Below are 12,613 nucleotides of genomic sequence, written 5' to 3' on the forward strand. Positions count from 1 at the left end.
ACTCTACGCTGAACCTGGCTCAGTGGAGCCTGGTCCCCAGTGAGTCTGCCGACAGCTACCGGACGGTCAAGGTGGACGTGATCTCCGCCTCTCAGGTGGTGCGTCAGATCACCCTTCCCAACGCGTTTGTCATGGAGTATTCCGAGGAGCTGGACGATGAAACCGGAGTAGGCAGCTTCTACCTGCATGTCAAGCAGAAGAAGGATCAGACCGCCAAGGTCGCCATCGACGGCGAATTCAGCGCCTAAAACAGGGAAAGGAGTGTGTAACATATGTCTCTGAGAGTAACGATTGAGGGCCAGGGCTCCTTTGAAATCGCCAAGGAGTGCGTCAAGAAGGTCACCTACAAAACGGACATTCCCCTGGACTCCAACGCCCGCACCAAGGACGTGGGCAGCAGCCTGGAGATCTCCGGCAAGATCCTGACCGCCGTAGACGGCGACCCCTTTGATTCCACCCGGCAGATGGGCCTGTGGTCCATGGTACCCGCTGAGGATTCCGCCTGCTACCGGAAGGTGACGGTGGAGATCATCCAGGCCGGCATCGTGGAGCGGAAATATTACTTCCCCAATGCCTTTGTGGTGAACTACCATGAGGACTTCGGCGACAGTGATGGTGTGGGCACCTTCTCCTTGGTGGTCAAACAGAAGAAGGACAAAATTGCCGGGATCACCATTGAGGGAGGATATCCGGCCACTGCGTAACCGTTCTGAGAGCGGAAAGCTGCATACTGCGGCGCGGCAGTCCGCGTGAGGGAGGGCGCGTCCGACTTTGGTTGGGCGCGCCCTTTTTCCTTAACAAGGTCTGCTTGCGACCTTTATGAAAGCGGCAGCCTGTGAGCGGGGGAGGCTTTCATAAGGGCCGGAAGCAGTCAAACAAGGAGGAACGTCCACCATGAATGAATACTATCGAACCCTTGGTGTGCAGCCGGGGGCCTCACAGGATGACTTAAAAAAGGCGTATCGCGCCTTGGCAAAGAAATATCATCCAGACCTCCATCCGGGCGACCAAGAGGCGGAAACCCGCTTCAAGGAGGTCAACGAGGCGTATGAGGTCCTGGGCGACCCGGATAAACGCAAGGAATATGACGCAAAGCAGCAGCCAGCACAGCGTCATCAGGCTCCGAACAAGGCTAGGTCGGCCACACGCACACCACGGGGCGGTCCGGTGGACTTCTCACAGATGCAGGGTGGATTTGCTCAGTTTTTCGGATTCGATCCCGCAACCGGGCAGGTGCTCGATGAGGAAAAAGTTTCTGGGCAAAAGAGGAACCCGCTGGACACCACAGATCTGTTTGAGCGATTTATGGGCTTTAAGTGATCTGCGGCACGGATGATGACAAGATGGGGTGTATCTGAAGATGACAAATAAGCGCGTGGTGGACCTCCTGCTTGCCTTGGTCGGAGGGGCGATCGCCTCAGTTGGGTATTTTTATCTTGAGGACTGGTATCGCCTGCCGTTGGTATTTTCGGGGCTTTTGCTGGCGGTCGTATTTCTGATTTTTATGGTGCGGGATGGCCGGGCAGGGCCAGAGCCGCCTGTCCGGCCAGCAGATGGGGGGAGTGTCCCGCCTTCGGGCCGGCTGACCGAAATTGTACTGCTCAATGAAGAAGATCAGGCTCTGACCTCTTGGACGCTCTACGGAAAGACCGGAATGGTCATTGGCAGGGATTCCGGGGAGAATCAGGTCAATATCAACCTTGCCAGTTCGGCTTATGCCAGCACGGTGGAGATTGAGCACGCGGCGCTGAATTATGCGGCCGGCTGCTGGTATGTGGAGGATCTGGATTCAAAAAATGGAGTGAGCGTCCAGAAAGAGGACAAGCGGAAATATAAGCTGGCTCCTGGGCAGCCGTGCAGGCTCTCTACCGGCGACATTCTCTACATCGGCCTTGTCAGGCTGATGGTTCGATAATAAGAAGAATAGATTCTAAGATGAGGGAGATGGCGATACCATGTCAAATCTGATTCACTGCCAGAACGGACACGTTTTCAGCAAGAAGCGGTACGGGACGGTGTGCCCCTACTGCAATGTCGAGACAGCAACCAAGGAGAAACGGGAGACACAGCGTTCGGATGTGGAAATTGAGGAGGATATGTTCCGCGAGGACATTAAGCCGGTCTGCGGCTGGATCGTGTGCATTGACGGCGCCCGTCAGGGCAAAGATTATCAAATCGTCCAAGGGAAGAATTTTGTGGGCCGTGCCGACGATATGGACATTCAGATCCTGGGGGATAATGAGATCTCACGCCGCAACCATGCGGTGATCGTGTTCGACCCGAAGAAGAAAGAAACGGTCTTGCTCCCTGGAGATTCCAACGGCCTGGTCTATCTCAATGGCAATGCAATATACACTTCCACTGTCCTGGATAAATACGATGAGATCGAACTGGGAAAGTCCAAATTCCTGTTTCTCCCCTTCTGTGGCGAGCATTTTATGTGGGGTGCAAAAACAGAGTAACGAGAGAAGGGGGCGGGGGATATGACGCCGCAGGCAATACTGATGCTTTTGTGCATCGCAGCGGGGGTCCTGCTCATCGTTCGGGCAACCATGGGCGGTGGGGCCAGACGCTACCACGGGCCGGATGTGGGCAGCTCCATGACCATTGGCGGGCGTGAGGTGCAGGAGGATTATGTTGGCACGCTGGCTACGCCGGCCGGACTGCTGGCGGTTCTGGCGGATGGCATGGGGAAGACATACGGGGCCCGTATCGCCAGCCGGACAGCAGTGGAAACCTGTTTGGATCTTTTCCGGGACTACAACGCATTTGATAACCCGCAATACTATTTTCGCAAAGCATTCCACGCGGCCAACCGGGCCATTTTGCGGGAGCTTGGCGACGAGGGGTATGGCGCGGCCAGTGTGGGTGCCGCAATGATCCAGGACAACTGGCTCTTTTATGCAGCTGTGGGAAATGTGAAGCTGTGCGTCTACCGCGGCGGAGACCTGGTGCCGGTGTCCGCCGGGCATACGCTGGATGTTCTGGCGGAAGAGCACTTCCAAACTGGAAGGCTCTCCAGAGAGGATGCGCTGGCCATGCTGGAGAACCACCGTCTTTATAACTACCTTGGGCAGGATGGCTTCAAGGATATTGAGATCTTTGACCGCCCTATCGCGTTGCAGAAGGGGGATATTATCGTCCTTATGAGCGATGGCCTGTATGAGCTGATCCCCTGGAAGGAGATCGAGGATGTTCTTGCCGGCGGGGAGGACTGCCAGAGCATGGCCTACGCTCTTATCGAAAAGGTCAATCAGAATACGGCGGAGGACAGGGATAACGCCAGCATCATCCTGATACGCTGGGACGGGAGCGGACGCGGAGCATGAGAAAACAGAATTCAACGTTCAAGACGGCATTCACATCAGAGGCCGACAAAAACCTGAAAAACACCGATTCCTTCGGTTATGTGGAGCTGGACAAGTACGCCTGCTATGTGATCGCCGATGGCATCGACGACCAGGTGGACGGGGAGAGTGCCAAGCTGGCAGTTGACACCATTATTTCGGCGTTTACAGAATCGCCCTCGATCCGAAAAGGTGCGATCAGGCGCTATCTCCGGGCCGCCAACCGGGCCCTGCTCACAGCCGACAGCAAGATGCGTCTCAAGGCATCCGTGATTGTGCTGGTGACTGACTACGCGAAGCTGCGCTATGGGCAGGCCGGCAACGCCCGCCTGCGGCTCTACCGGGACGGGTTCCTGCGCTTGCAGTCCCAGGACCAGTCGTTAAGTATGGACTTGGTGAAAGCGGAGAAGCTGGAACCGGACAAGCTCGCCAAGCACCAGGAGCGGCACAACCTCTATTGCTATTTGGGCCAGGAAAAGGATTTCCGCCCTTACATATCGAAAAAATGCAAGCTCTCCGACTCGGACGCCGCCGCCCTGCTGACCCGCGGCGTGTGGGAGCATGTGGACGATGGCCTTCTGAAAGACGCCTTTGCGGATGCGTCTGACGAGCCCCAGGAGACGGTAGACGGCGTGGAGGATCTGCTGCTGTCTCCGCAGCCGAAGGACCTGGGTTCCTATACCTTTGCAACGATCTTCTTTAATAAAGTTTATACCGATCCGAACCGGAAACGGAAGATCAAGCGGGCCATTATGATCGCTATTCCCATCCTCCTGGTGGTGATCGTCCTTTCCATCGTGCTGACGGTGCTCTATCGCAATCGCCAAAAGCAGATCGCCGCTATGGAGCAGAGCTATTACGATGCGATTGAGTATATACAGGCAGACAACTATGTTCGAGCCCGGGAGGAGTGCCAGAAGGCCCTTGGCCTGGCAGAGAAGTTGGACCAGGAGGAAATCCATTCAGACGCGAACAACTATATGAAGTTGATCGAAAGTGTGATCGCCGGCGATGACGCGCTGACCAACGGGCAGTACAGCGACGCCCAGCGCCATTTTCTCAATGCCAGAAACCGGGCCCGGTATGCCGATAACCTGGGTGTGGATTATCTCAACGAGCGTCTGGCCCAGACCAGCCAATATATGTCGGTGTATGAGTTGATCTCCCTGGGGGATACGCTGGCCCAAGGGATGCAGTATGAGGTGGCGGAGGAACAGTACCTGGCGGCCAGGGCCCTGGCGGCGCAGATCTACTTCGACACTGGCCGGGACGATGCCGTAGCTGCTTTGGAGAAGCTGTATGCCGACCAGGCGGAGGCCCAGGCCCAGGACGCGGAGAACGCACAGCAGGTGGCAGAGGCTCAGGCTTCCGCCGCCAGCATTGCGGCGGAGGGCGATGCAGCCCTGGCCGAGGGGAATTATGAGAGCGCCCGCGCACTCTATACCACCGCTCTGCAGAAATATACGGAGCTGGAGGATCAGGGGCAGATCGATGCTCTGACCGCGAAGCTGGCGGCCATCACTGTCCAGCAAAACGCACAGGCGGAGTTGGTGGCAGAGGCGGAGTCTTACGTCAGTCAGGCGGAGACGGCGTATTCTGAGGGTAATTTTGTCCAGGCGAAGAAATACTATCTCCTGGCCAGGGATGTCTATGCCCAGATGGGCAATGATGCCAAGCTATCCGAGGTGACACGCCGGCTGGAAGTCATTGCAATGGGTATCAGCGAGCAGGAAGCTGCGGAGCGGGAGGCAGCGGAACGGGAGGCGGCAGAACGGGAGGAAGATGAGCAGGCGGGTACACCGGCTCCGGAAAGCCCTTCCCCTGTCCCGAGCACTTCTGTGAGCCCTGCACCGGACACGGTAGGATAAAAGGTGAGGTGCTGAAATGGGAGAGAGCATATTTGGCTCCGGCTTCGATCTGCGGGATTATGTTCACAAGCGGGCGCTGGAGATCAACAACCTGGAGGAACGAACCCTCTACCGTCAGATCACCGATGGGATGATGGCCGAGCTGTTTCAATATCTCATCGACGCGCAGAGTGCGCTTGAGCAGCGAGTCTTATCTGAGGTGCGGCCCTGTGGAAATGACTTTGCGATCCACATCGGCGTGACAGAGCGCGAGCTGTACGATGCCAGTGACAGTTTCCTGGTGCCGATTTGCCCGGAGGACATCGCCTCGGCGCGTCCCACGGCTGCCGAATGCCTGCGCTCGGACGCTCCGGCGGCGGTGGAACGGGTGTTCCTGCGTCAAAACACACGGGAGGCGCGGAAGTTTGCGGAAGATGGCGCGCTGTACCAAGGCGCTGTGACAACGGATAAGGGGACGTTTCCCGCAACCTTTTTTGTCCGGAGGAGCCGCCGGTATCTGGAGCGCGTGGAAAGGCTTTATCAGGTGTTTCATGCCAACCACATCCCTTGGGCCACAGTCTGCGCGGCCTACCTCTATAAAATGTTCGATGTCTTTGTATCCGATGTGGAGGGGCTTGAGGCGGACAGTACAGATGAGATCCGGTCCGTATCCGTGGATTTTGGCGCCTATGATCCGTTCCTGCACCGGGGCATGGTCCCGCTTTGGAACCTGGCGGGGATAGAGGTCAACACCAGTATGTACCCCTCACCCTGCGCCGATCATGTCCACTGTGAGCACCGCATTTTCGCCCACCGCCTGGCGCCGGGCTGTCATTACCTGGTGGCCGACTTGGAGCGTCCTTTGCGAAACGTGCGGATGGAGCGGGGCGATATGCTCATTACCTGCCAGGAGCGGGGACCGGTGGCCTGGAATCTGATCCAGGTCAATCAGGACACGGAAAAACTCCGGTATGAATACCCGCCCCTGGTCAACCAGCCGGCGGACAGCTTTGCGTCCAATCTGGGCATATTCTACCAGCAGGGCATAAAGACGCTGGGGGAACTGAGGCATACCATCCTGAGCTATGGTTACAGCGATGTGGTGTCCTTTCAGCGGGCCGAGCTGGGCGCCCAGCTGCCGGCGGAGGCGGAGAGCTATGATATGGACCAGTTTATCACGGATGAGCTGCGGAAAAAGAGCGCCCGCGAGACGATGCTGCTCCACTTTGCCGCGGCCGACCCGGATCATTACCTGAACATGGATCTTGTGAGTTTCCTAGTGACCAAGGCCCAGAAGATCTTCCCCGAATATGTCTGTGTAGGGGTTCTGGATACGTAGGCGGATGGGTGTTGCACGATGAATTATATTTGGGAGATATTACTGCGGGCCCGGGAGGGCGGCGTACCGGACGAGAATCTGTTTTTTGCCCAAGCCAAGGAGTGCAGTCCATGGTATGAGCAGTCCTTTCCCTGTCTGAATGAGAGCATGGCGTCCGGGCCGGTTGTGGAGATCAACAGCCTGTACCGTTTTTCCTCCATCTTTCAGGAACTGCTGCATGAGATGGGGGATTCTGAGTATCTGCGGTTCCTCTTTGACGCCGGCATCCATGTCCTGGCGGCACAGGAGACTATGATGGGATTGAGCAAGCGGGACTTTTATGTGCAGAAGCTGCGCTGCGATCTGCTGGCCGGAGAATTTGGCGGCCCAGCGGCGCAGGCACTTCAGGCCCTTTCCGATGACCGGCAGCGTGGGGTGGCCTCTTTGCTCCTTATGCAGTATGAGACAGGCTCATCCCTGCTCATGTTCCGCAAGGCTATGACCTATTTTTACCCGGACGCCATGCTCTATCAGCTCAAGGCGCATCCGGAACAGCTCCTGCTCTACCTGGGGCTGGCCGGCGCCGACCGGCAGACTGTACAGCTACTGGAGGATTTGTTCCTCCCTTTGCAGTACCAGGTACGGATTTTTTGGACAAAGCACTTTGGCGTTTGGGATGTGGACGAGACGCTGGTGCTGGACGAGATTGAGATTTACTGACGAGATCAGACAGAGGCGGTGTGGAATTTGAGCAAGTATTCCTATACATACAATCGAAACGTGGGGGAGAAAGAGGAGCTGCGCTATTACACCCGGGAGGAGCTGGAACTGATGACGACCCATCAGCTCCGGGACATCTGCTACCGGGAGCGCATCATCAACGGTATCCACGCCCCATTGGATAAGGATGTGCTGATCCGGGAGATCATGCGCTTTCGCGGGCGAGCCGACCGGCTGTTTATCACGGAGGACTCTGAGGATGGTATGGAGCGGCTGAACGCCCTGCTCTCCACTGCCAAGCTGAATTTGCAGAACACCGTCCTGCAGGGCTGCGCCAAACTGATTGTGTATAACGGCATTTCGGTAGAATACTTTGACCGTTACACCATTGGCTACCATCAGGATCTGGCGGACACCAATGCGCTGCTGGTCAGCGGCGGGGAGATCTGTGCCATTTTCAACCTGCGGACGTATCAGAGCGAGCCGGAAAAGCTGTTCATTACCAAGTCCGCCAATATGACGTGCCGGGAGTCCGCCATACGCAATTACACACTTTACTGTATGGATCGGCGGCAGTCCGACCTACTCTACCACATCTACAAAGGGGACACCCCCATTGTCCCGGAGCACCTGACCTTCCGCACAGTCTCTGTCCTGAATTTCGAGGTGCGGTCCCTGCTGGAGAGCCGGATGCCTCTGGCTATTGACTTCGGCTCATCCAACACCACTGCCGGCGTCTATCTGGACAATGCCTACTTTGAACAGCTCTCCGGCGATCCTATCTCTCAAATCCTTAAGCGGGATCAGGTCAACTATGTGCCCCATCTGGACGTAGAACACAAGGATGCGGAATCCCTCATTTTGCCCAGCGCCGTGGCGGTGGTAGGGGTGAGGGGAGAGGATATACAGTACCGGTTCGGCTATGAGGCCAACCGGCTGTTCCACCTGAGCTACATCGACGAGGGATTTTGCGTGTTCTACGACCTGAAGCGGTGGGTGGGTGACGCCGACCGGCTGGAAGAGGTGGTGGACCGGGAAGGCCACCGCAGCTTTGTCCCGCGCAAGGAGATCATCCGGGCCTACCTGGAGTATGTGATCGAGTGCGCCAGGCAGCGGTTCAAGTGCAGCTTCAAATCCATCCATATCTCCGCCCCGGTCAAGCAGAAGCCCCTTTTTGTGGAGCTGTTCCAGGAACTCCTGCCAGAGTACCGGTTGGAGAGTGAAAATATGCTGGATGAGGGCGTGGCTGTCCTCTACAACACCATCTCCACGCTGATTAAAGAAAAGCAGTATCAGGATGGGGCCATCTACCGTGCACTCATCATCGACTGCGGCGGCGGCACCACGGATCTGTCCTCCTGCCGTTTCCGAATCACAGACCGCCGTGTGGCCTACCAGATCGACATCGCCACGGCCTATGAGAACGGGAATACCGACTTCGGAGGCAATAACCTGACCTTCCGTGTGATGCAGCTCCTGAAGTTGACCCTGGCACGGCAGCTGACCAGCGAAGACCTCCCAGATGCCGACGCCATCATTCAGGCGCTTGACATCGATGTGTTCCGTACGGTAGACCGCCAGGGCGTGAACAGCGTCTACGCAGCCCTGGATGAAGCCTACGCCCAGGCCGAGCGGGTGATCCCCACCCGGTTCCGGGACTATGAGCACAGGAGCCGGGCGGACTACTACGCGGTCAAGAACAACTTCTACTTCCTATTTGAGACGGCGGAGCGGATTAAGACCAGCTTCTACAGCCATGCCAATATCCTGCGCATGGCCGTATCCAGTGTGCCGGTTCAGGAGCCGGCCACAAAGTGTATGCTGGTAGACCGCTGGAAACTGTCCGCCTATCAGGAGCAGGAGGGGGTGCTGGAGGCGCTAAAGGATGTGCCCACCGCCTACATCAATATCTATGCCCTCAACCTTCTGCTGCGGGCGGACATCTATGGGATCGTCAGGCAGTTTATGGAGGGCCCCTACGAATCCGGAGAACTTCCGGAGTACAGCATCCTCCGCCTCACCGGGCAATCCTGCAAGATTGACATCTTCCGGGATGCGCTGAAGGAGTTCATTCCTGGAAAGGTCATCAAGACCTCCCGAAGCGACCGGGGCCAGGAGCACGACTATGAATTGAAGCTGATCTGCCTGAACGGTGCCATTGAGTATCTGAAAGACAAGATGTTTGGGTACGCTGACGTGCGCATTAACCATGAGCAGGCCGCCTTCCCCTATGTGGTCACCGCCTTCACCCATACCAATCAGGAGGTGACATTGATCCACAGCCTGGACCGGGAGAAGATCCGCGGCTTTATCTCCCGCAATATGGCCGATCTCACGCTCAAGCTCTACCTGAAAGACCTGGAGGGGCGGCAGCGGTACATCTACAACTGCTCCTGTGATCCGGACAAGTTCAAAGACCAGAAAGCGGAGGAGATTGTGGCCCGGTACAGTGGGCAGATCCGTCAGGATGATCTGGATGATATTGTGGACCGGGAGCTGAAATTCTTCATCCTGGCAGATGAAGACCGCTGGGGCTTTACGGTGGTGCCGGTGCTGCGCCGGGAGGGGCAGCTCCAACTCGGGCCGGATCAGTTCTTCCGCTTTGAGACGGAGGGCTGGGTCACCAACTTCTTTGACGGGACAAGATAAGAGTCGTGGTCGGCCAGCTCTGTCCGCAATAAGTGCGTTGGGCTGGCCGGTGGAAAGCGCACCAGTTGGCAAAATAGCAGGATAGTAGCAGACCGCAAAAGGGGATGATCTGTAATGGTCACAATCGACTACACGGGCCTGCGCCTGACGGGGGCGCTGCGCATAGAGCACCTGACGGACCTGACGCTCCATGTGGGGGTAAACGACCACGGCTGGGCCGTGGTGGAGGGTGAGGCCGGGGAGGACGCCCTGGAACAGCTCCAGGGCGCGGTGGCGGGCCGGGAGCAGGTCATCATGGCCCGGGACGAGTCCGGTGTGGAACAGCCACTGTTCGCCGGGATCATCCGCACTGCCGGCCTTGTCACCTACGGCGGATACAACCGCCTCCACATCGAACTCCAGAGCGGCACCATCCTGATGGACCGTGTGAAGAAGAACCGGAGCTTTCAGGACGTGGGGCAGACCTACAGCCAGGTGGCCCAGCGGGTGGCGTCCGGGTACGAGGACGGGGCTGTGATCTCCACCATTGGCCAGGACAAGCCCCTGGGGGTGCCGGTGATCCAGTACCGGGAGACGGACTGGGAGTTTCTAAAGCGGATGGCAAGCTGGTGCGGGGGCGTGGTGGTGCCGGAGACGCACTACGCCTATCCCCGCATCTGGTTCGGGTTCCCGGAGCGGGCGTTCACCTGCGCCTTCCCGGAGGACTGCTACACCACCGGTATCAGCCAGCGGTACTATGAGCTGGGCGGCCCGGTAGCGGGCTACCGGCGGGCGGACTTCCTCTACTACGATGTGCCCAGCAGCCAACTGTGCGACCTGGGCTGGTACACGGTGTTCAAGGGGCAGGAGTTCCTGATCTGCGAGAAGTGGGCGAAGCTGGAGCGCGGGGAACTGACCTTCATCTACCGCCTGGGCAAGCTGGGACTGGGCTGGGGACGAAAGCAGTACAATGAGAAGATCAGCGGCATGACCATCCTGGGGGAAGTGCTGTCCACGGAGCGGGAGACGGTGCGGCTGAAGCTGAACATCGACGAGGGTTGGAACCCGGGTGGCCCCTACGCCTACACCTGGCGTCCTGAGACGGGGAATATGATGTACTGCATGCCCCAGGCGGGCACCAGGGTATCCCTTTACTTTCCCAACTATGACGAGCAGGCGGCCATGGCGGTGAACTGCGTGCGTACCAACGGGGCGAGCTGCGACCGGATGAGCGATCCGTCCAGGCGGTCTTTTGTCACTGAGCACGGCAAGGAGATGAATCTCTATCCGGATGTAATGTCCCTGCTGGGTGGAGCCAATGGAACAGTCAAGCTGGAGGATGCGACTGGGATCACTCTCTCCACGGATAAGAAAATCACAATTGTGGCGCAGGAGAAGGTTTCCATATCCGCAAAATCTGCTATTGGGGCCGCCCCTATGGGCGAGATTGTGATGGCAAAGGGAAATGCTCTCAGTGGGGAGATGGAATCCACTCAGGTACAGTCCAACCAGTACGATTTGCTTTCCACTGGCTATACACACATGGAGGGGCGGAACCAGCAGACGTTTGAAGCCTGTAATGATGCGCCGCAGGAGGGAAGTTTTGACTGGGGCAGACTGATTGGAAATGTGGTGGCCGGTCTGGCGGTTGTGGCCGCTGTGGCATTTGTTGTAGGAACCGCTGGCCTGGGTGCCCCTGTTGTAGTTGGAGCTATAGCGGTGGGTTCCACAGCAGTTATCGGGCAGGCCATATCGGATTACACATCAGGGACAGTGTCCAGTGTAGGAACCTACATAATAACGGGGCTCATGGGGGCTGTCGCTGGAGCGGTGAGCGGCGGAGTTGGGGCAATGGTAGAAGGTGCCATCCCTGCCGGAGCCGCACTTTTCGCGAAGATGGGGATTGTTGGTGGTAGTGGTGTGTTGGAAACCTTGATCGAGAATACGATCATGGGCCAGGAAACCACTGGAACTGATCTGATCTTTGCATTTATCGCGTCTGCGGGTCTTTTTGGTATCGGAGATAACTTGCTTCCTATTTTGAAACGCGGCGGCCAAGCGATTAGTGGTATGGTTGATAATGCCACAAAATATGTTGATGATGTGCTTGGAGATATTGGGAAGCGGTTAGACAATACGCTTGACAATCTGGCGCAGCAGATAGATAATCTGTCCAAAGATCCATATGCGCCTGTGTTGGCCATGGAAGGGCCGCCGCTTGATTTCAAAGGGCAAGCAGATGACATTATTGATACAGCCGTAGATAGTGCTCACCGTATTGATGCAAGGCGACCCTCACAGGCACTAGAACAACCTGCTACTGGTAACAATTCGCATCATGAAATTGGTCCTAACACCTTGATAGATGCGGTGGATAGGGCTAAAATTGACGGTTGGATCTATAAACCCAGAGACGAACTATATTTGAAATATAAAGAGGTATATGACAATCCTGTATATTATGATCAATCTACAGGAGCGATACATTGGCCCATAAATGACGGTTTTTTAGATGGGACTAAAATTGAATCAGTAATTCCACAAGACACAATTTTCAAAAGATATGGTGAAAATAGTGGTGAATTTTTAGGAAATACTACAGATACATTTGAAGCAAGAGCTCTAGCACCACATAGTGAGGATGCACCAGTTCATTATTATCAATTAACAGAAGACTACAAAATGACTACTGGAAGGGCTGCGCCGTGGTTTGGAAGTAATGGTGGAGCCGAGCAATTTGTAGTATATAAACC

At 56.6% G+C, this 12,613-nt stretch carries 10 protein-coding genes and 1 pseudogene; all 11 read left to right on the forward strand.

Annotated features, from left to right (window positions below):
* Window positions 1-248: pseudogene (locus tag Q0Y09_RS10290) on the forward strand (membrane-associated protease 1); the annotation flags it as partial.
* A gap of 24 nt (window positions 249-272) precedes the next feature.
* Window positions 273-704: a membrane-associated protease 1 gene (locus Q0Y09_RS10295; protein WP_297721081.1), complete on the forward strand. Its 432-nt coding sequence runs from the start codon at window positions 273-275 to the stop codon at window positions 702-704.
* A 190-nt stretch (window positions 705-894) separates the two neighbouring features.
* Window positions 895-1,320 carry a DnaJ domain-containing protein gene (locus Q0Y09_RS10300; RefSeq protein WP_297721083.1) on the forward strand — a complete coding sequence of 142 codons (426 nt, stop codon included), beginning with the start codon at window positions 895-897 and terminating at the stop codon, window positions 1,318-1,320.
* Between the two features lie 28 nt (window positions 1,321-1,348).
* Window positions 1,349-1,915: an FHA domain-containing protein gene (locus Q0Y09_RS10305; RefSeq protein ID WP_297721085.1), complete on the forward strand. Its 567-nt coding sequence runs from the start codon at window positions 1,349-1,351 to the stop codon at window positions 1,913-1,915.
* Between the two features lie 40 nt (window positions 1,916-1,955).
* Window positions 1,956-2,462 carry an FHA domain-containing protein gene (locus Q0Y09_RS10310; protein WP_297721087.1) on the forward strand — a complete coding sequence of 169 codons (507 nt, stop codon included), beginning with the start codon at window positions 1,956-1,958 and terminating at the stop codon, window positions 2,460-2,462.
* Between the two features lie 21 nt (window positions 2,463-2,483).
* Window positions 2,484-3,329, forward strand: coding sequence for a protein phosphatase 2C domain-containing protein (locus Q0Y09_RS10315; RefSeq protein WP_297721089.1), 846 nt, complete (start codon window positions 2,484-2,486; stop codon window positions 3,327-3,329).
* Window positions 3,326-5,215 (forward strand): hypothetical protein, encoded by a 1,890-nt coding sequence (locus tag Q0Y09_RS10320; RefSeq protein ID WP_297721091.1) that lies wholly within the window; start codon window positions 3,326-3,328, stop codon window positions 5,213-5,215. Before Q0Y09_RS10315 ends, Q0Y09_RS10320 begins: the two co-directional genes overlap by 4 nt.
* Before the next feature lie 16 nt (window positions 5,216-5,231).
* Complete coding sequence (locus Q0Y09_RS10325; protein WP_297721092.1) at window positions 5,232-6,533, forward strand: hypothetical protein; 1,302 nt, start codon at window positions 5,232-5,234, stop codon at window positions 6,531-6,533.
* A gap of 18 nt (window positions 6,534-6,551) precedes the next feature.
* A complete protein-coding gene (locus Q0Y09_RS10330; protein WP_297721094.1) occupies window positions 6,552-7,232 on the forward strand; it encodes a hypothetical protein in 681 nt (226 codons plus the stop codon).
* 27 nt (window positions 7,233-7,259) lie between these two features.
* Window positions 7,260-9,881 (forward strand): molecular chaperone, encoded by a 2,622-nt coding sequence (locus Q0Y09_RS10335; RefSeq protein ID WP_297721097.1) that lies wholly within the window; start codon window positions 7,260-7,262, stop codon window positions 9,879-9,881.
* Window positions 9,882-9,995: 114 nt separating this feature from the next.
* The coding region (locus tag Q0Y09_RS10340) for a glycohydrolase toxin TNT-related protein (protein ID WP_297721099.1) at window positions 9,996-12,613 on the forward strand (2,618 nt) is incomplete at its 3' end.

This window comes from Intestinimonas sp., from assembly GCF_026169115.1.
Lineage (GTDB): Bacteria > Bacillota > Clostridia > Oscillospirales > Oscillospiraceae > Intestinimonas.

Bases quoted from the DNA above. Each gene is read 5' to 3' on its own strand.
- Q0Y09_RS10325 (WP_297721092.1), top strand. From the start codon at position 5,232: ATGGGAGAGAGCATATTTGGCTCCGGCTTCGATCTGCGGGATTATGTT.
- Q0Y09_RS10295 (WP_297721081.1), top strand. From the start codon at position 273: ATGTCTCTGAGAGTAACGATTGAGGGCCAGGGCTCCTTTGAAATCGCC.
- Q0Y09_RS10320 (WP_297721091.1), top strand. From the start codon at position 3,326: ATGAGAAAACAGAATTCAACGTTCAAGACGGCATTCACATCAGAGGCC.
- Q0Y09_RS10310 (WP_297721087.1), top strand. From the start codon at position 1,956: ATGTCAAATCTGATTCACTGCCAGAACGGACACGTTTTCAGCAAGAAG.
- Q0Y09_RS10300 (WP_297721083.1), top strand. From the start codon at position 895: ATGAATGAATACTATCGAACCCTTGGTGTGCAGCCGGGGGCCTCACAG.
- Q0Y09_RS10315 (WP_297721089.1), top strand. From the start codon at position 2,484: ATGACGCCGCAGGCAATACTGATGCTTTTGTGCATCGCAGCGGGGGTC.
- Q0Y09_RS10330 (WP_297721094.1), top strand. From the start codon at position 6,552: ATGAATTATATTTGGGAGATATTACTGCGGGCCCGGGAGGGCGGCGTA.